Source organism: Dehalococcoidia bacterium, from assembly GCA_041653995.1.
Classification (GTDB): Bacteria; Chloroflexota; Dehalococcoidia; order GIF9; family UBA5629; genus CAIMUM01.
The window spans coordinates 1-19,472 of the sequence record JBAZEK010000003.1; the positions used below are offsets into that span (position 1 = coordinate 1).

A 19,472-nucleotide genomic window follows, 5' to 3' on the forward strand; every position below is an offset into this window, starting at 1 on the left:
GGATCTGCCTCAACGCCGTTCACGTCATACCCTACAGGGCGGTCCAGGCGGAGCAGGTGGTTATCGGCAAGAAAATAGATGAAGCGCTGGCTGAAGAAGCGGGCCAGGCCGCTGTATCCGCAGCCAAACCGCTCGAACACAACAAGTACATGGTGGCGGTCGCCAGGACGCTGGTTAAAAGGTGTATTCTCGCATGCGAGGGGAAATAGCAGGTGACGTTATGGCGTACGTAAAGAAGATTTCCAGTCACCTATCAGACGAATCGGTTCCAGGGGGTGCTTGACATGCTGTTTCGGCTGCTGTTGTCAATTCTCGATCTGGCTATAGGCATAGGCGCCAAACGCAATAAGGCGATGAAAGACATGATTAAATCACACAATCAGGCTTTCGTGATAAAGACCAGGGATGACAAGATCGGCAGGCGTTTCATTTTTAAGAATGGGAGATACTCATCCGATAAAGTGCTGACGGGATATGATATGGCCCTGGTGTTCGAAAGCGCTGACGCCGGATTTAAGGCCCTGGCGCTGGGTGGAGACGACGGGATACAGGATGCTATTAACGACTGGAAGCTGCTGATTCTGGGAGATGACTATCATATGATCTGGTTCGGTGTAATTATGCAGATGGCACTGGGCGCTTCAAAAAGGAAATGAACGCCATTCTTACGTTATTGGAGGTTGCTGCATGAAGATAACCATTGAATACAGCAAGTTAATCAGGATCGATAATTATGCCAGCAATTCCGTGATCGAGGTGCCTGATAACTGCGCGGTTCGTGACTTTCTTGCATTATTGAAATTGCCGCCCCACCTTCAGCAGTCCGTGATAGTCCTGGTCAACGATGAGCCAGTCTGGGCCTCAACCGTTTTAAAGGAAAATGATAGAGTCAAGCTAAATTCCATTATAACTGGCGGCTGAATTAAAAATAATACCGGATTGAGACATCCGTTAAAAATCTAATGAATAAGGAGAGGACGTCAATGAAACAGGAATACAAGGTATACGGGTCCCGGTGGGGAGTGCTGATTGTTTTCATGTACCTGGTCGCTCTGACACAGCTTTACTGGCTGAATTTTGCAGCGATTGAGACCTTCATTGAAGACTATCTGAAAATACCGCCCAGCGACGCAATGTGGTTGACTCTGGTGCAACCGGTCTTCATGATTCTGCTCACCATACCGGCCGGGATGATTATCGATAAAATCGGGCTCAAGTGGGGTGTGTGGATCGGCGCGCTGTTTACCGGCCTGGGTGCGATCCTGCGTGTTTTCGATCCGGCTTCTTTTACAGTGCTTCTGATCGGTCAGACTTTGATCGCAATCGGCCAGCCATTTATTCTGAACGGCTCGACGAAGATAGCCACCTTATGGTTCGCGCCCCGGGAAGAAGGCACCGCCATCGGGCTGGCTTCGCTGGCGCAATTTATCGGCATGATGGTGGCGCTGGGCTTGACGCCGTCTATCGTGGAGGGTGCGGGTTTCGATGCCATGATCTGGATATACGGCATAGCCGGACTGGCCGGCACCGTGGCCTTTTCCTTAGTCCCCAAACAGCCCAGGACACTCTCCAGGGCGCCTGATCAGGACCAGTCGGCAGTGCGCTGGGGGGGCATCGGCACTATTCTCAAAAACCGCAATTTTGTCCTGCTGGGCTTTATCGCATTCGCCGGCATCGGAGCCTTCAACGGCCTCGCCCTCTGGGTGGAGAAGATATTGAACGAGATGCACGGCATCGCCATGACGGACGCCGGCGCAATATCGGGAATCATGGTTATCAGCGCCACCATCGGCTGTTTTATCATACCTTTCATATCCGATAAGATCGGGAGAAGAAGGATTTTTATCTTTATTGCCACGCTGGTGGCGCCGGCCTGTCTGACCTTCATGATCTTTGCGCCTGACTTTACAGCCAACCTGATTAACGGCATATTAATAGGTTTCCTGTGGCTGTCCGCCCTTCCCATCATACTGACCATGTCTGCCGAGATGACCGGAGCCAAATACGCAGGTGTGGCAGCAGGATGGTTGTTCCTGCTGGGTAACATCGCAGCGCTGGTTCTGGGCGCTGCGGTGGAGTCTTTGCGCGGCCTTACCGGCAATTTCGTGGCCGCTCTGCTGATGCTTGCAGCAGTAATGCTCGCGGCCTTCTTCGTGGCGCTCTTCATGAAGGACACGCATCCTCAGCAGTGATCGGACATAATAAAAATCCTCTATCATGCTTTGAAGGAGCAGAAAAATGAATATTTACGAGAGCCTGGGAGTTAAGACTCTGATCAACTGCCAGGGCGAGGTGACACGCCTGGGCGGCGCCCTGATGGAGCAGGAGACGATCGATGCTATGGCTGAGGCGGCAAGGTACTCGGTGCGCATGGATGAGCTTCAGGCTGCGGCCAGCAGGATAATCGCCAGAGTAACCGGTGCGGAGGCGGGCTATGTCACCTCGGGAGCCTCTGCAGCACTGACACTGGCCACAGCCGCCTGCCTGGCGGGCCTTGACGTGGGCCGTATGAATCGACTGCCGGACACCAGCAACATGCCCAACGAGGTGCTGATGGATCAGCGCCAGCGGCAGGGCTACGACCATGCCATCCGGCTGGCCGGCGCAAAGATAATCAATGTGGGCATGCCAAATTTCAGGATACTTGGTGACGAGGCCTATACGACCAAATGGTGGGAATTCGAATCGGCCATAACCGAGCGAACGGCGGCCATCGCCTATTTCCAGGTGCCGGACCACAATCCTCCCATGGAGGAGATTGTCAGGCTTAGCCGCAAATACAAGCTACCGCTGATCGTGGATGCCGCAGAACAGGTCCCGCCCATGGAGAACCTGCGCAGGTTCATCGAGATGGGCGCCACGCTGGTGGCTTACAGCGGAGGCAAGGGAATCCGGGGCCCGCAGAACTCCGGCATACTTTGCGGGAAAAAGGAGCTGATCGCATCTGTAGCGCTGCAGAATCTCGACATGGGGCTGACCAACTTCGAAGCCTGGGAGATTTCCCCCGATCTCATAACGAAGGAGAAGCTGCGCGGCATACCGCAGCAGGGGCTTGGCCGCGGCATGAAGGCCAGCAAGGAGTCAATCGTCGGCCTGCTGGTAGCCCTGCAGCGCATGGAGAGCCGGAGCTCTACCAGCATGGAGCAGCTCAGCCGTAATATCCAGCCCATCGGGGAGATGGTGAAGGGTATCCCCGGTGTGGAGACCGAGATCAGGGCGCTCTTCCCCGGCAGCCACCCCATGCTAATGGTAAAGCTCGATGAGGGCAAAGTGGGCAAGAGCGCCGTCGACATTGTCAGGAAGTTGAAAGAGGGTGAGCCCAGCATCTATGTAACGGATATGCTGGCGCCCTTTGGTATGATATTTATCTCTGCGGTCAACATGATCTATAAAGAACAGGTGAAAATAGTCGGGCAACGGTTGCTGACCGCACTGAAAAATTAGCTGTAGCTGTACGACGGGTATACCGTTATATAAAGGCAGTCGTGTTTAAATAAACTACTGTCAGTAAGTTAGGCATCCAGTGACAAAGCTGTCGGTACCTGTATGAATATATGCCAAGCAAAAAGCACATTTTAGAGAAATGAAATTCGCCAAGGTAATTGAAATAACTGAAAATCCGGGCCTCTTCGGATTTTATTAAAAACCATACTGAAGTGACTATTTTTCCCAGTCATTCTGATCGACTTACGACACTATTTTGACCCTCTGCCTGCTGGCTTCCTATAATTCATTAATGGCAGAATTCACCCGCCGTGATTTCCTTAAATACGCCCTGGCCGGAGTTGGCGCCGTCCTGGCTGCCAGGTTCATCACCGCCTGCTCATCACCTCAGACCGCACAGAACAATCCACCGATGCCAGCACCCGTTACACCGGCGACAGAGGAAAATGACACTTCCGCAGTGAAATATCCCGACCTGGCTGTGGTACGCGGCGGAGAGCCGGAGGCACTGGCCAGAAAGGCTGTTGAACTGCTGGGCGGTATCAGACGATTTGTTAAGAAGGGAGACAACGTCATCATTAAACCCAACATCGGACCCGCAATGCGTACTTATGAGTATGCCGCCACCACCAACCCCTGGCTGGTGGCAGCCGTGGCCAGGCTGTGTCTGGAGGCCGGCGCCGGCAGGGTCCGGGTCATGGACCAGCCCTTCAGCGGTACCGCGGAATCGGGCTTTTTAAACAGCGGCATCCGGGAGGAGGTTGAAAAGGCAGGCGGGGAGATCGAGCTGATGTCGCGATTTAAATATGCGTCAACCGATATTCCACTGGGCAGGGACATCAAGAAATGGAACATCTACGAGGATATTCTCAAGGCCGACGTGCTGATCAACATACCCATCGCCAAACAGCACGGCTCAGCGCTGCTCACGCTGGGCATGAAAAACCTGATGGGCGCGGTCCAGGCCGCTCAGCTCTTTCACCTAAACCTCCACCAGCGCATCGCTGACCTGGCCAGCCGCGTCAGGCCGACACTGACCATACTCGACGCCATTCGCATACTCACGGCCAATGGCCCGACGGGAGGCGACCTCAGGGACGTTAAGAAACTCGATACCGTGATCGCCGGCTGCGATATAGTAGCGGTGGACAGCTACGCCACCTCTCTTTTCGGTCTCCGGCCGGACGATATACCGCACATAAAGATAGCCGCGGAGATGGGGCTGGGCAGCAACGACCTATATAAACTGAACATCAGGGAAGTAACGCTTGGCAGCTGAGAATAAAAGCAGCGCCGGCTGGAATACGCGTAGCTGGCTCAACCTGCGCACGGCCATACAGGCGCTGGCCTTTATCGGATTTCTGGCGCTCTTCCTGAACGCTGTCCCTCTTCTCATGCGCCTCGACCCCCTGGCCGTTCTGGCAAACTTTATCTCCGGCAGGAGCTTACCGCCTTTCGCATTCATAGCCCTTGCGATGACATTGCTGGCGCTTATCTTCGGACGCGCCTGGTGCGGATGGCTCTGCCCCATGGGCACGCTGCTGGAATGGATCTCCTTCAATAAGTGTCGTACGAAGAAGATCACGATACCCGACGGCTGGAGGTCGGTGAAATACGTCATTTTAATTGCCATCATCCTCGCCGCCGTCTTCTCCAACCTGACATTAATGATATTCGACCCGCTGACCATCATGGTACGCACCTTCGCCACCGCCATATGGCCCGGTCTCGACCTTGCCGTCAACGCCGCGGAGTCGCTGCTCAATAATGTGCCGGTATTCCAGGCCCCGCTGGCGCGCTTTGACAATGCTTTAAGGCCACTGCTCTTGCCGACGACCCAGCTCAGCTATCCGGAGGGTTGGATCTTTGCCGTTGTGCTAGCCGCGATAATACTGATGAACCTGGTTGCGGAACGGTTCTGGTGCCGCTGCCTCTGCCCACTTGGCGCGTTCTACGGGTTGGCCGGCAAGATCAGTCTCATTCGCCGCCGCGTCAACGAAAGCTGCATCAAATGCAAGCTTTGCGAGGACACCTGCCCCACCGGCACCATACGCAGGGATAAGGATTGCTCCAGCGATCCCGGCGAATGCATTGTGTGCCTTAAATGCATGGATTCCTGCCCCTGCTCCACCAGCGATTTCGGCCCGATGTTTTCCCCGGCTAAATTCAACAGTTACGATCCCGTGCGCCGCCAGCTTTTCCTGGGACTGGGCGCCGGCGCCGTACTGGCGCTGCTGTTCCGCCTGGGCCTACCGTCAAAGCAGCGTAATCCTTATGCCATCAGACCTCCGGGTGCCGGCGAGCAGGACATGACGGCTAAATGCATCCGCTGCGGCGAGTGCATCAAGGCCTGCCCGACAGGTGCCATACAGCCTTCGCAGATGGATAGCGGCCCCGAACAATTATGGACGCCCGTGATCGTGCCGCGCATCGGCTTCTGCCAGTATTCCTGCAACGCTTGCGGAAGTACCTGCCCGGTATCAGCCATACCTGCGCTTTCCCTTGCAGAGAAGAAGTCCACCATCATCGGCAGGGCTTTTATCGACCGCGACCGCTGCCTGCCCTGGGCCCAGAACACGCCCTGTATAGTCTGCGAGGAGATGTGCCCCGTGCCGCGCAAGGCCATACTACTGCACACGGTCCGGACTAAAAGAGAGGACGGCGGCACGATGCTGCTGCAGCTCCCCACAGTCCAGGCCGGGCGCTGCATCGGCTGCGGACTGTGCGAATACAAATGCCCGGTGGAAGGGGAGTCTGCCATCCGCGTCACGGCCTGAGCATACGATAAGCCCCTTTGACTAAGCAGCGTATTTGTGTTAGAAATTACCCGTACGTATCTGTTGTAAAGATACGACTGATTTGAACAGGAAGTGAGCTATGTTTCGCAGTTTCGGCATACCTGAGCTGTTACTTGTCCTTCTTATAGTGTTGCTCGTTTTCGGCGCGGCGCGACTGCCGCAGATCGGCGACGCCCTGGGCAAAGCCATACGCAATTTCCGCAAAGGCGCTTCGGGCGAGGGTGATAAAGATAAGGCGGATAACGTAAGCAAGTCCGATGCCGGGGCCGCCGATACAAATAGCCCCAAAACGTAATCTTAATAATCGCCGTTCCAACCATTTCTGTGAGGCAGTTGTAAGCCATGGACTTTTTCGGGATAGGTCTGCCGGAGATAATTTTCATCCTCCTCATCGCCTTTGTGCTTTTCGGTCCCAAACGCATCGTGGAGATCAGCAGATCGGCCGGCAACGTCATGCGTAACCTGTCAAAAGACGCCTCGGATATACAAAGAAAACTGAGCGAAGAACTGGAAGGAGAGAAACCGGGCGGGCACGGCACGCCGGATAGGAGCTCGGATGGGGCAAAGCCCTGAATCACACCTCATGAGCAAATCGAGTTCCAAAGGCATCTCGCTGCATCTTGAAGAATTGAGGCGGCGTTTAATAGTCAGCCTGATAGCCGTTGCCGCAGGCGTCATTATCTCCTTCGCCTTCGCCAACCAGCTTTTTGCCATACTCATCCAGCCCGCCGGGGGGGTCAGCCTGATTTTCGTAGAGGTGACCGAGATGCTGAGCACCTATATGCAGGTGTGCCTGATCGGCGGCATCATCCTTTCCATGCCTGTCCTGGTCTACGAACTAATCGCCTTCGTCACCCCGGCCTTAACAGCGCCGGAGAGAAAATATGTCTGGATAATCCTGCCCTTCATCATACTGATGTTCGCGGGAGGCGTACTTTTCGGCTATTTCATTCTCATCCCACCTGCCATGCAGTTCCTGCTCAACTTCGGCTCGGACATTGCCACGCCCCAGATCAGGATAGGCAACTACATCTCGCTCGTATCCAGGCTGCTTCTGGCCATCGGCCTGGTTTTCGAAACACCTGTCATCACCACCTTCCTGGCCAGGCTGGGCATACTGTCCTGGAAATGGCTGGCAAAGCAGTGGAAATGGGCCATCGTATTGGCCTTCGTGCTGGGCGCCCTGATCACGCCTACGCTCGATCCGGTCAACCAGACGCTGGTGGCCCTGCCATTGATCGTTCTTTATCTGCTGAGCATTCTGCTGGCGCGGCTGGTCCAGAAACGCAAGAGCGGACGCAGCTAAAGCAACGCCCCTACAAGATAAAACGTAGGGGCGGATTTTTAAATCCGCCCGAAACGGGCGTACCTGAAGGTACGCCCCTGCAGGATTCAAATCAGATATAATATTGGTCATGATGGAAATATCGCCAAACTGGTACCCGGCCATCAACGCGCGCCGATCGCGGCGCAGCTATGACAGGAACAGTGCTATAGATGCGGAGGCCCGCAGCCGTTTGCACGACGTATGCAGCGGCTTCAGACCATTCAACGGCGTGCGCGTGGAGTTCATCGACCAGCCCCCCGACGATATCTTTGCCAACGCGCTCGGCTTCTACGGGAACATCAAGGGCGCCCCTGCTTTTCTGGCCTTCATAGGCGACAGTGCCGACCTCAACGTGCAGGAGAAGATGGGGTATACGGGAGAGGCTGCCATACTCGAGGCAACCTCGCTGGGGCTGGGCACCTGCTGGGTGGCTCTCACCTACAACGCTAAAACGGTCAAATCCCTGATACAGCTGGAAAGGAGCGAGAAGCTGATCTGCGTTTCGCCGGTGGGCTATACCACCAATAAGTGGTCCTTCGGAGAAAATGTGTATAGCGGCTTCGGATCCAACCATCAGCGAAAACCGCTGCAAACCTTGGTCACCGGGCTTTCTGAAGCGCAGCGGCCGGACTGGGCAAAGACGGCTGTTGAAGCGGCACGCCTGGCCCCGTCGGCCATGAACCGCCAGCCGTGGGGTTTCCTCGTTGATGAGCGCAGCGTCACGGTGTACATTAAAGACCGCGGGCCGGAGTTCAACGTGGCCAGGCGTCTGGACTGCGGGATAGCCATGCTGCACATCGAGCTGGGCGCTTTGAGCAAAGGAGCGACAGGCAGCTGGACTTTCTTGAAGCATCCGCAGGTAGCACGTTTCACCGTGAGATAGCCGCCATTACCGTACCTATGGAAACACCACACAAGACCAAAAGCCACAAGATAGCCGTTATGCTGGTGACGTCCATCGCGGCGTTCGTCACGCCTTTCATGGCGGCGTCGGTCAACATAGCCCTGCCCTCCATCGCAAGAGATTACTCGATGGATGCGATCACCCTGAGCTGGATCGCCACATCATTCATACTTTCCGCCGCCGTTTTTCTCATACCTTTCGGCCGCATAGCCGATATCAGCGGAAGAAAAAGAGTCTTCATCTGGGGCGGCGCCATATTCGGCGCCGCATCGATACTGGCTGCACTGGCATGGTCACCCGTTATTCTCATCACCGTACGCGTTATACAGGGTATCGGCGGGGCAATGCTCTTCGGCACAAGCGCAGCCATCATCTCCTCGGTCTACCCACCCGGCGAGAGGGGTCGGGCCATGGGCATCAACATAGCCATAGTCTATCTGGGGCTGTCGCTGGGACCCTTCCTGGGCGGACTGATGACGCAGTACATGGGATGGCGCAGCATCTTTTGGCTCAATGCCCTGCTCTGCGCACTGCTGGTGATGATAACCGTATGGAGGCTCAAGCCTGAGTGGGCTGAAGCGCGCGGCGAGAGATTCGATTACTTCGGATCGTTCGTCTACGGGGCAGGGCTGGTGGCGCTGATGTATGGCCTGTCCGAACTGCCCTCCATACACGGGTTTGTCTCGCTGGGCGCCGGCCTGGTGATATTGCTGGTCTTCCTCAGATGGGAAGCCACCATCACCAGCCCTATACTCGATATAAACCTCTTTGCCGAAAACCGGGTTTTCGCCTTCTCCAATCTGGCGGCATTTATCAACTACAGCGCCACCTTCGCCGTCGGCTTCCTGCTCAGCCTGTATCTTCAATATATAAAGGGGCAGAATCCCAGCGATGCAGGAATGGTACTGGTAGCCATGCCGGTGGTGCAGGCCGTCTTTTCTCCGCTGGCAGGACGGCTGTCCGACAGAGTCGAACCGCGGCTGCTCGCCTCGGTGGGCATGACGCTCACGGCCGCCGGTCTGTTGCTACTGGTCTTCATCGGATCTGATACCGCCATCTGGTATATTATAATCAGCTTGGTAGTGCTCGGCGCCGGCTTCGCCCTCTTCTCCTCACCCAACGTCAACGCCGTGATGAGCTCGGTGGATAAGAAATCGCTGGGCGTGGCATCAGCTACACTGGCCACCATGCGCCTTACCGGTCAGATGTTCAGCCTGGGTATCGCCATGCTGCTGATCTCTCTTTTTATGGGACGTGTCGCAGTCTCGCCCGAAGTGTATCCACAGTATATCTTAAGCCTGCAGTCAGCCTTTGCCATCTTTACGACACTCTGCATTGGTGGTATATTTGCCTCGATGGCAAGGGGTAAAGCACATTGAATCGGGACGGGTACTTATGAGTGAACCAGGCGCTTCCGCAATCAGCATCATTCACTTCGACAAAACCGACTACCGGATCAAGACCGACGCCTCCATCGAAGACTGCAAAGCCTGCAGGGAGCAGGCCGGCATCACATGGATCAATGTCGACAGCGTCACCGATGCCGATCTGCTGCAAACGATCGGCAGCATCTTCAACCTGCACGAGCTGACTATCCAGGATATCTCCAACACGGGGCACAGGGTAAAGCAGGAGGACTTCGACGGCTACATGCTGATAATCCTAAAAATGCTGGAGTTCAACAAGGCCAGCAGCTCGATCGAAGCGGAGCAACTCAGCATCGTATTCGGCAAGAACTACCTGATAACCTTCCAGGAACAACCAGGGGATTTTTTCGGTGACCTGCGCGCCGAGATAAAGATCGCCGGCTCGGTGGTGCGCAAGATGGGCCCGGATTTCCTGGCCTGCCGTATTATAGATACCATCGTAGACAACTATTTCAACGCCATCGAGAGTTTCGGCGACCTGATAGAGGCCAGGCAGGACGAATTGATGGGCAATCCCACACGCCGGACACTCAATTCCATACAGGGCATCAAGAAGAGCATGATGCAGCTCAGGCAGTACGTATGGCCGGTGAGGGAGATACTGAGCGAGCTGGGCAAAAAGGAATCGCCGCTTATCATGGACAAGACCGTGGCTTACTTCCGCGATGTTTACGACCGCATTTTCGAGGCCATGGACCTGATAGAGAACACACGGGAGATGGTCGGCAGCCTGATAGATATCTATCTCTCCAGCATGAGCAATAAGACCAACGAGGTGATGAAGGTGCTGACCGTGGTTGCCACCATATTCATACCTCTCACCTTCATCGTGGGACTCTACGGCATGAACTTCCGCTATATGCCTGAATTAAACTCCGAATGGGGTTATCCGGGCGTGCTCCTGTTGATGCTGCTGGTGGCGGGAGGCATGCTGCTCTACTTCCACAGGAAAAAGTGGATTTAGGCTTTATTCCATGGGCATGGATGGACCACCGGCCTTCTTAATGCGCCCGAACGGCAGAAACAGGGCGGGGATGATGCCGACTATAACCACCAGTGCACTGATCACATAATCCATCTGAAAGGCCGTTACGCTGGCCCTTAGATTTATATACTGGTACAGGTAGGTGGCGGCCGCCTGCTGGGCAGCCTGCAGCGTCATGCCCAGCCGCATAAAGTAGACCTGCATCTGCGACAGCACCTGCAGCGCTATGACCGAGTCAGGGGTGATGGTCTGCACCATCATCGACAGGTTGGTCTTCTGGAATGTATCCAGCATGGTGGCGAAGACTGCAATGCCCAGTGAGGCGAAGATGGTCCTGGCTACATTTATCAGGGCCGAGGCCTGAGCCGTCATATGCTGGGGAACGGACGCCAGCGCATAGGTCATGACCGGCATCATGGCAAAGCCTACACCGATGCCCCTGATAAAAAGTATCCACCGCAGCGTATCGTCGGGCGTGGTGACGTCCAGCACCTGCAACCAGAGGGAGGTGATCCCGGTGATCACCAGGCCCACTACTGTTGGTAAGCGCGGCCCGATCCTATCGTAAAGCCGGCCGGCGAAGGGCATGGATATCATGGAGCCGATTACCGAGGGTAGCACCATCAGCCCGCTGGCCAGCGCGGAGAATCCGCGCAGGTTCTGCAAAAAAAGCGGCAACAGGAACACCAGTGAGAACAGCCCTATGGTGGTAACAAACGTTAAACCTATGGCAAGCGAGAAACCGCCTATCCTGAACATATGCAGGTCGAGCAACGGCGCCTTAACACGCAGCTCGACTATGATCCAGGCCAGTATGCAGGCGCAGCCCACGATCAGCAGCGTGACGATGCGCCAATCGTTCCATGTCCAGGTGGGCGCATAGGAAAACGCGTAGAGTATGGCGCTGAATCCAACCGCTGCCAGGAAGAAGCCTTTGATATCGAAGCTGGTATCCGTAGTGGATGTCTCCTCAATCCATGAGATGCCCAGCATGATGGCAATCAGCACAATGGGCACGTTTATATAGAAGACCATGCGCCAGCTCCAATAGTCCACGATGTAGCCCCCCAGAGTCGGCCCGATGGCGGGCGCCAGCATCATGGGTACTCCGAAGATGGCCATAGCCGTGCCTCTATCCTGAGGGGGGATATTTATAAAGAGGAAGGTCATGGCCAGCGGATTAAGCAAGCCTCCGGCCAGACCCTGCAATACCCTGAAGGTTATCAGCGAGCTCGTGTTCCAGGCAATACCGCACAGCACGGAGCCCAGCAGAAATCCCGCCTGGCTCCAGAGGTATACCTTCTTTATACCGAATCGCTGCGCCAGGAAGGCTGCGGCGGGCGTTGAGATGGCAGTAGCCATAAGATAAGCGGAAACCACAAGCTGTGCGCGATCGGTGGTCTCGTTGAAGACCGCCATGATATGCGGAAGTGCCACATTCATGATGGTCTGGTCCAGTATCACCATGAAGGTGCCGATGATGGCAACCGCCAGGACGCGTGATTCGCTGGTCTTGGGCATAAACTGACGCCTTATCTGGTGGTTATTTTGACCTCAACCGATGTGCCCGGTATCAGCACATAATTGTCCGGATTGTCCACCGAGATCTTGACCGGCACGACCTGTGCAACCTTGATGAAGTTGCCGGTCGTATTGTTCTGCGGCATCAGGGAGAAGGTCGCCGCCGTGGCGGCTGCTATACCGTCCACCCTGCCTTTGAGCCTGGCGCCCCCCAGGCTGTCGACGGTTATCTCGACCTCCTGTCCCGGCTGTATGCGGTGCAACTCGGCCTCGGCCACATTGGCCGTTATCCAGGTGTTGGACGCATCATATAAAGTTACGATCGAGGCGCCGGCCGACACCACCTGTCCGGGATAAGACCAGACCGCGGCCACGTAGCCGCTGACGGGAGCATCCAGGCTGGCCCGTCCCAGCGGCACATCTTTCAGACCCAGCCTGTCTGCCGGATTGTCAGGGCGTGGCACGCCCATAAGGGCTATTCTGTCACCTCTCTCTACATAGCTTCCCAGGTCGACATCAAGGCTGATGATCTGGCTGGAGGTCAGCGCAGGCACCGCTATAAGCGGGGCGCTGATGCGCGCGTTGTCGGTGCTGACATACTTATAGCTCTGGTAAAGCAGGAAGCCCAGCGTGATAAGGCCACCCACTACCACTACCAGCGCGACAATGAATATCACCTTCCCCCGTGTGGTGGAAAGGCTCGATTTCATTTTCTCAGATAACTTAGATGCCATAGTTGTTGCCTCCGCATGTATTTGGAACGGCTTGATTAATCTTCATAGCACTTTATTTACGCAGGGCATTGGCCGGAACAACAGCCTTATCAAGTACGACCATCTCACCCTCGACCAAACCCGAAGTAATCTCGGTATAATTTTTACTCTGCAGCCCGATTTCAACAGGACGCTCCTCGATCAGGCCCTTTTCCTCATCCTTTAGCACACGGACAGTATATATACCGCTCTGCTCGCTTACGGCGTTGTTCGGCACTATCAGCACCCCGCTGCGGGAATCGACCGTTATCTCCGCCGTCGCTGTCATACCGCCCGTCAGATAAGCGGTCTCAGCAGGGTCCAGGGCTATCTCGATCTCATAGGTCGGCAGCGTAGTCTGCACCGTGCCGTAATATTGTATGCCGGCGGCCTGTGAGGCGCCGAAGGAAGAGATAAAAGTGACACGGCCCTTGAACTCACGGCCGGGGAAGGCGTCAACCGATATCACAGGCTTCATTTCATCCAGCGGTTTGCCTGCTATCCTGCCGATATCGATCTCGTCCACAAGACCAACCATGCGTACGGAATTGACGTTTGCAAGCTGGATCACATAGGAATCGATTGGCATGCCCGTCACCGCGTACCTCTGGCTTATCATATCGCCTGCCCGCAGGTTGATATCTGTGACTCTGCCGTCGAAGGGGGCCATTAACTCGGTTTTCAGCAGGGCCTGCTTGGTACGCTGCAGATTTACAATAGCCGTTTGGACGGCGATATTGTAGTCACGCATGGTCTTGAGGTTGAGCCCCGCGCGAAATGTGGAGATATTCTCGTCCAGTATCTTCTCGGTCAGTTCCATATCGTGTTTAACGATCTGCAACGTTTCGGCGAATTTAACATCGTCGAATTCCTTCTGCTGCGAAATATCGTCCAACATCTTCAGCGAACTCTGTATCTCACTCACCATCGTGTATGCCGTGCAGGTATCGGGGTAAACGGAGTTCTGCGGGAGATGGTTCAGTCTCTTGACCACGCTGTGCGTATCCACCATCTCAGACAGTATCGACTGTATGGTGTCCGCAGCAGCGGAGTAGTCACCCTCTTTCAACAGCCCCTGCAGCACCGATAGTCCATTTATTTCCGCAGAGAGCTTCGCGATAGCCAGATCGATGTCATAGTCGGTAAAACCAGACTGTGTTATGTCTATAAGGTCGGACCTCACATGGCGGTAATTAGGATCACTGTAAAATGTCCGTGCGCTTTCGAGGTCGGATTTGGCCAGCGAGACCTGCACGGCTGCGTCTTCATACCTTCCCATCTGCATCAGTACACGCGCTTTCTCCAGCTCCTGCCGGGCAAATTCAAACCGCAGCAAAGCCACGGCGTTGCAATAAAATCCCGGCGAGCGGGTTACCCCGCAGCACACGGTCTGCACCACGTTATTGATCGCCAGCTCCAGCGCATACTGCGCCGCCTCCACCGCCATCCTCTGCGTTGTATCGTCCAGCTTGGCCAGTATCGTGCCGGCCCTGACCGTGTCACCTTTCTCAACGTATACAGCTTTAATACGTCCGCTGTAGGGAGGTGTGAACATGGTTGTATCGAAATAAAGATTGACCGCCGCGGGCATCTCGATCGCGCCATCAGCGGAGATCGTTACCTCAAGGTCGTCTTTCTGAACACGAGCCACAGACAGTTGTCCCGGCGCCGGCGCTCCGTTGCAGCCTCCTAAAATAACAGCCGCTACCATAACCATGGCAATCAATCCAGAAAAAAATCTCACGTTCATACCGGCTTTACTCCTGAGGAAATTCCTGATTATTTTCAGTAGCATAATTACATTTGGCTCATCTTCGAGATTATCTTATTGAAGGTATCGAGGGCCATATTGAGGCTGTCCAGCTCGACATGGTCCAGACCTGATAGATTATTCTTAATGCCTTTCCTGACCTGCTGAAGGCGGTTTGCCACAAACCTGCGGCCCCTTGCCGTGATGGCAATATGTATTACACGCCGGTCCTTCTCATCCGGCCTGCGTTCCACATGTCCCAGCACAATCAGTTTATCTATCAAAGCAGACACGTTGGGTTTGGAAATGCCCATCCTGATTCCAATGTCCGAAGGCTGCATCATTCCTGCGTGTGTGAGCATGATGAGCACGCGCAACTGCATGGTTATGGGATTCACCCTGTTGTTCCCATGCGCCAGCTTGAGTATGTTTTTATAAAATAACGGGAAAAACTGCAATATGTTTTCGCTGACCCTGTCCAGGCTGTCTTCCCTGTGTTTTGCAGAAATAGTTATGTTATCTGAACTATTCATAATTTATAATTGTTTCATTTATATAACTTTTTAATATCAATGTCAATAGTTTGAAGCGCGAGTACGATGCTGCTATACTATGCGACGTTGTGAACTATGAGACAGTCATAGGCCTGGAGGTCCACGCACAGCTGCTGACGGACAGCAAGATGTACTGCGCCTGCAGCACCAATTATGCCAGTGACCCTCCCAATACACATGTCTGCCCGGTCTGCATGGGCATGCCGGGCGTTCTGCCCACCATAAATCAGAAAGCAGTGGAGTTCACCATCATGACCGCCCTGGCGCTTAACTGCTCCATCCCGAATCATGCCAAGTTCGACCGCAAGAACTATCCATACCCTGACCTGATGAAGGGTTACCAGATATCGCAGTATGATATGCCGATGAGCGCCAGCGGCTACCTGATCATCGATATCGAGGGTAAAAAGAAAAAGATCGGCATCACGCGCGTTCATCTCGAGGAGGACGTGGCCAAATTGATGCACCGCACCTCCCCGGAAGGCGAAAGCTACAGCCTGGTTGACATCAACCGCGCCGGCATGCCGCTGATGGAGATAGTCAGCGAGCCGGATATGAGCTCGCCCGAAGAAGCTCGCCTTTATCTTGTAAAGCTCCGTGCCATCCTTCAATACCTCGGTGTGTCGACCGGCAATATGGAGGAGGGGAGCTTCCGCTGCGATGCCAATATCAGCATCCGCCCCACGGGGAGCAGTGAATACCTGGGCAAGGTCGAGGTCAAGAATATGAACAGCTTCCGCGGTGTGTACCGCGCCCTCGAATATGAGGAAAAACGGCAGCGCGAGGTGCTGGCGAGCGGCGGCAAGATAGCCCAGGAGACGCGTGGATGGGTGGACGATCGGGGCGTAACGGTCAGCCAGCGCAGCAAGGAATATGCCCACGACTACAGGTATTTCCCCGAGCCGGATCTGCCCCCTCTTTCCTTCAGCCGCGAGTTGGTGGAAAAAATAAGGGCCTCTTTGCCCGAGCTGCCTGAAGTAAAATTCGACCGCTTCGTCAGCCAATACAGCCTTACATCTTACGACGCCGGCCTGTTGACCGACAGCAGGCCGATGGCCGCTTATTTTGAGGAGTGCCTGGCCGGTGTACCGGCGAAGGGCAAACAGGAGATAACTAAAAAAGCCACAACTATTGCTCATTGGATGCTGGGAGATTTCGCCCGCCTGCTCAACTCGACCGGCAGGCAGATCGGTGACAGCCTCGTGCAGCCGGCGCAACTGGCGGAGTTGCTGGAGTTGATAGAAAAGGGAACCTTGAGCGGCCCGCTGGCCAAAACGGTCTTTGAAGAAATGTTCGAGACCGGAAAATCCGCTGCCGCCGTTGTCGCAGAGAAGGGTCTGGTTCAAATCAGCGACAGCGGAGAACTTGCTATAATAATAGACAGAGTAATAGCAGATAACGAGAAGGCCGCTGCCGACTATAGAGCGGGCAAGGAAGCATCGTTGACCTTCCTCATCGGGCAGGTCATGAAAGCTTCCAGGGGAAAGGCCAACCCAGCCGTCGTCAGGTCTATAATCGTTGATAAACTCGGAGGAAATTAGCATGCCCATATATCTGACCATCGCACAGATCGTACTGTCGCTCGCGCTTATCGTCATCCTGGCCTTGCAGGTCAAGGGCGGCGGCCTGGGCGGTATCTTCGGACAGGCCGACGGCGTGTACCGCACCAGGCGCGGCGTGGAGAAAACACTTTTCCAGGTCACCATCGTTATGTCCGTTCTGTTCATCATCCTTTCCATCGTGATAGTCAGGGTTAGCGCGGCTTAACAGGGAGGCACAGCGGCATGTCGCGTGTTATCACGCTGACGACCGATTTCGGCACAGGTGACGGCTACGTCGCAAGCATGAAAGGCGTCATCCTCGGGATCAATCCGCAGGCAAAGGTGGTGGATATCTCTCATTCTGTGGAACCCCAATCGATCCGGCAGGCCTCTTTCCTCCTTCACACCTCCTGGCGCTATTTCCCCGAGGGCAGTATACATGTGGTGGTAGTCGACCCGGGCGTGGGCAGCCACCGCAAGGCGGTCATACTGAAAACGCCCTCGGCTTGTTTTATTACACCCGATAACGGAGCTTTAAGCTATGTGCTCCACGAGATAGCCGAGACACAGGCGCAGCTTAGCCTCGCCAGGATAAGCCAGGCGACCAGCCGATCATTACCGGCTGAATGTGAGGCTGTCTCGATCACCAGGAAAGAGTACTGGAGGCATCCGGTGAGCGCTACTTTCCACGGCAGAGACATTTTCGCGCCCGTTGCCGCCCATCTTTCGCTGGACCTGCCTATTACGGAATTCGGTGAAAGCATCAGCAGCCTCACGGTTTTCCCCATCCCCACACCATTCCAGGACGCCACAGGCCAGATGGTGGGTCACATCATACATATCGACCGCTTCGGCAACCTGGTCACAAACCTGCGCAGCCGCCATATACCGCACGGCGGGGCCGCAATCGAGGTCAGGAATCAGCGTATAGACAATACCAGCAGGTACTATTCACAGGGCAGCGGATTGATGGCCCTGATAGGCGGCAATGACTACCTCGAGCTGTCATACAGGGATGGCAGCGCGGCTTCCGTACTGGGTGCACAGGTGGGGGACACGATAAAGCTGCTTAATCCGCCTGCCTACTAAACCTGCCTGGATATTTTCCAGACAGTTCCACTAGCAGTATCCTCGATTGCCACGCCCATTTTGGTCAGCTGGTCTCGCACTTCGTCGGCCTTCTTCCATTCTTTGGCCTTACGGTACTCACTGCGTGCGGCAATCAGCGCCTCTATCTCTTTTTCCTCCACTGCGGACAGCTTCTTGTTCTCCTGCAGTGTGAAACCGATCACGCCTGCCAGTTCCCTCAACATATCCTGCGCCGCCCGGATATCCAGGCCTTTCTCGTTGCCTCGATTGATCTCTCTCACGAGCTCGAACATGGCTGCCACCGCCTGCGGCGCGTTGAAATCGTCGTCCATGGCCTCGATGAAGCGGGACTTGAACTGCTCTGCCTCAAGCACGACACCACCCGGCTTTCCTTCCGCCTTAAGCGCCTGCCGCAGGCGATCAAGGCCGGTTTCGGCAGCGTCCAGCGCCTCCGTACTGTAGCGGAGGGGCATCCTGTAATAGGAGCTGATGATGAAGAGGCGTATGGCATCGGCGCTGTTGCGCGCCAGCGCCTCTTTGATGGTGACCAGATTGCCCAGGGACTTGCTCATCTTATCGGCGCCGAGCTGCAGGAACCCGTTATGCATCCAGATGCGCACGAAGGGAACGACGCCTGTATAGCATTCCGACTGGGCCATCTCGTTTTCGTGGTGCGGAAAGATAAGGTCCTGCCCGCCGCCGTGAATGTCCAGCGAGTTGCCCAGGTGGCCGGTGGACATGGCGGTACATTCGATATGCCAGCCGGGACGCCCCTCTCCCCAGGGGCTGGGCCAGGAAGGCTCATCCGTCTTTGAAGCCTTCCAGAGGGCGAAATCCAGAGGATCCTCTTTCTTCTCTGACTCGGACGTAGCCGTGACGCGCATATCGTCGGCGCTCTGGTGTGTGAGCCTGCCGTAGCCCGGGAAACTCCTGACGCGGAAATAAACGCTGCCCTCGGATTGATAGGCATGCCCTTTCTCAAGCAGTACCCTGATCACCTCGAGTATCCTCGGTATCTCCTCGGTGGCACGGGGGTAGAAGGTAGCTCTCTTGATATTCAGCGCATCGGTGTCGGCGTAATACTCCGCGATATATTTCTCCACCAGCTCCTGCCAGGGGATACCCCTTTCCCTGGAACGATTGATGATCTTATCGTCGATATCGGTGAAATTCTGCACATATTTCACCCTGTATCCCCGGTATTCGAGGTAACGCCTGATGACGTCGAAGGACACGTAACAGAGGGCGTGACCGAAATGGCAGACGTCGTAAACGGTCACGCCGCACACGTACATCTTTACCTCGTCGCCGGCGGGCGCAAAATCCTCTTTTTGCCCCGACAGAGTGTTGAATATCTTCATGGAACACCTCAAATCAAGA

Annotated in this window: 21 protein-coding genes; 16 read left to right on the plus strand and 5 right to left on the minus strand. The window is 55.2% G+C overall.

Translation table 11 applies throughout. The annotated features are described in order from the left end of the window. The 13 genes from WC359_09120 to corA all read left to right on the plus strand — a co-directional run. Positions 1-209: molybdopterin dehydrogenase (locus WC359_09120; GenBank protein ID MFA5400587.1), on the plus strand; the 209-nt coding region annotated here is incomplete at its 5' end. Positions 210-284: 75 nt separating this feature from the next. Beyond that, complete coding sequence (locus WC359_09125) at positions 285-656, plus strand: hypothetical protein (GenBank protein ID MFA5400588.1); 372 nt, start codon at positions 285-287, stop codon at positions 654-656. 31 nt (positions 657-687) lie between these two features. Continuing rightward, entirely contained in the window at positions 688-921 is a 234-nt protein-coding gene (locus WC359_09130) for a MoaD/ThiS family protein (protein ID MFA5400589.1), read from the plus strand. A gap of 62 nt (positions 922-983) precedes the next feature. Then, a complete protein-coding gene (locus WC359_09135) occupies positions 984-2,192 on the plus strand; it encodes an MFS transporter (GenBank protein MFA5400590.1) in 1,209 nt (402 codons plus the stop codon). A gap of 46 nt (positions 2,193-2,238) precedes the next feature. After that, complete coding sequence (locus WC359_09140) at positions 2,239-3,444, plus strand: DegT/DnrJ/EryC1/StrS family aminotransferase (protein MFA5400591.1); 1,206 nt, start codon at positions 2,239-2,241, stop codon at positions 3,442-3,444. A gap of 292 nt (positions 3,445-3,736) precedes the next feature. Next, positions 3,737-4,723 (plus strand): DUF362 domain-containing protein, encoded by a 987-nt coding sequence (locus WC359_09145; protein MFA5400592.1) that lies wholly within the window; start codon positions 3,737-3,739, stop codon positions 4,721-4,723. Beyond that, positions 4,713-6,221 carry a 4Fe-4S binding protein gene (locus WC359_09150; GenBank protein ID MFA5400593.1) on the plus strand — a complete coding sequence of 503 codons (1,509 nt, stop codon included), beginning with the start codon at positions 4,713-4,715 and terminating at the stop codon, positions 6,219-6,221. Before WC359_09145 ends, WC359_09150 begins: the two co-directional genes overlap by 11 nt. Before the next feature lie 100 nt (positions 6,222-6,321). After that, on the plus strand, positions 6,322-6,537 hold the full coding sequence (gene tatA / locus WC359_09155; protein ID MFA5400594.1) for a twin-arginine translocase TatA/TatE family subunit: 216 nt from the start codon (positions 6,322-6,324) through the stop codon (positions 6,535-6,537). Positions 6,538-6,584: 47 nt separating this feature from the next. Further along, entirely contained in the window at positions 6,585-6,815 is a 231-nt protein-coding gene (locus tag WC359_09160; protein ID MFA5400595.1) for a twin-arginine translocase TatA/TatE family subunit, read from the plus strand. Beyond that, a complete protein-coding gene (tatC, locus tag WC359_09165) occupies positions 6,799-7,548 on the plus strand; it encodes a twin-arginine translocase subunit TatC (GenBank protein MFA5400596.1) in 750 nt (249 codons plus the stop codon). Before WC359_09160 ends, tatC begins: the two co-directional genes overlap by 17 nt. Positions 7,549-7,657: 109 nt before the next feature. Next, positions 7,658-8,452, plus strand: coding sequence for a nitroreductase family protein (locus WC359_09170; GenBank protein MFA5400597.1), 795 nt, complete (start codon positions 7,658-7,660; stop codon positions 8,450-8,452). 17 nt (positions 8,453-8,469) lie between these two features. Beyond that, positions 8,470-9,852: an MFS transporter gene (locus WC359_09175; protein ID MFA5400598.1), complete on the plus strand. Its 1,383-nt coding sequence runs from the start codon at positions 8,470-8,472 to the stop codon at positions 9,850-9,852. A 16-nt stretch (positions 9,853-9,868) separates the two neighbouring features. After that, the gene (gene corA / locus WC359_09180; GenBank protein MFA5400599.1) at positions 9,869-10,864 is read left to right on the plus strand and encodes a magnesium/cobalt transporter CorA; all 996 of its coding nucleotides are present in this window, start codon (positions 9,869-9,871) and stop codon (positions 10,862-10,864) included. Between the two features lie 3 nt (positions 10,865-10,867). Here the strand turns inward: corA and WC359_09185 are convergent, their stop codons facing one another. The 4 genes from WC359_09185 to WC359_09200 are packed head-to-tail and all read right to left on the minus strand — an operon-like array spanning position 10,868 to position 15,441. Next, positions 10,868-12,406 (minus strand): DHA2 family efflux MFS transporter permease subunit, encoded by a 1,539-nt coding sequence (locus tag WC359_09185; GenBank protein MFA5400600.1) that lies wholly within the window; start codon positions 12,404-12,406, stop codon positions 10,868-10,870. Positions 12,407-12,417: 11 nt separating this feature from the next. Next, positions 12,418-13,140, minus strand: coding sequence for an efflux RND transporter periplasmic adaptor subunit (locus WC359_09190; GenBank protein MFA5400601.1), 723 nt, complete (start codon positions 13,138-13,140; stop codon positions 12,418-12,420). A gap of 52 nt (positions 13,141-13,192) precedes the next feature. Continuing rightward, positions 13,193-14,908, minus strand: a complete 1,716-nt coding sequence (locus tag WC359_09195; GenBank protein MFA5400602.1) for a biotin/lipoyl-binding protein — start codon at positions 14,906-14,908, stop codon at positions 13,193-13,195. Positions 14,909-14,955: 47 nt separating this feature from the next. Further along, positions 14,956-15,441: a MarR family transcriptional regulator gene (locus tag WC359_09200; protein MFA5400603.1), complete on the minus strand. Its 486-nt coding sequence runs from the start codon at positions 15,439-15,441 to the stop codon at positions 14,956-14,958. An 89-nt stretch (positions 15,442-15,530) separates the two neighbouring features. On the opposite strand from WC359_09200, the gene gatB reads away from it, so the two are divergent. Genes gatB through WC359_09215 form a run of 3 tightly spaced genes read left to right on the plus strand, consistent with a single transcriptional unit; the run spans position 15,531 to position 18,092 of the window. Continuing rightward, a complete protein-coding gene (gene gatB / locus WC359_09205) occupies positions 15,531-17,003 on the plus strand; it encodes an Asp-tRNA(Asn)/Glu-tRNA(Gln) amidotransferase subunit GatB (GenBank protein ID MFA5400604.1) in 1,473 nt (490 codons plus the stop codon). 1 nt (position 17,004) lies between these two features. Continuing rightward, entirely contained in the window at positions 17,005-17,229 is a 225-nt protein-coding gene (gene secG, locus WC359_09210) for a preprotein translocase subunit SecG (GenBank protein ID MFA5400605.1), read from the plus strand. Between the two features lie 17 nt (positions 17,230-17,246). Then, positions 17,247-18,092 (plus strand): SAM-dependent chlorinase/fluorinase, encoded by an 846-nt coding sequence (locus WC359_09215; protein MFA5400606.1) that lies wholly within the window; start codon positions 17,247-17,249, stop codon positions 18,090-18,092. Here WC359_09215 and cysS read toward each other — a convergent pair. After that, entirely contained in the window at positions 18,089-19,453 is a 1,365-nt protein-coding gene (gene cysS / locus WC359_09220) for a cysteine--tRNA ligase (GenBank protein MFA5400607.1), read from the minus strand. The genes WC359_09215 and cysS overlap by 4 nt on opposite strands. Positions 19,454-19,472: the final 19 nt, after the last annotated feature.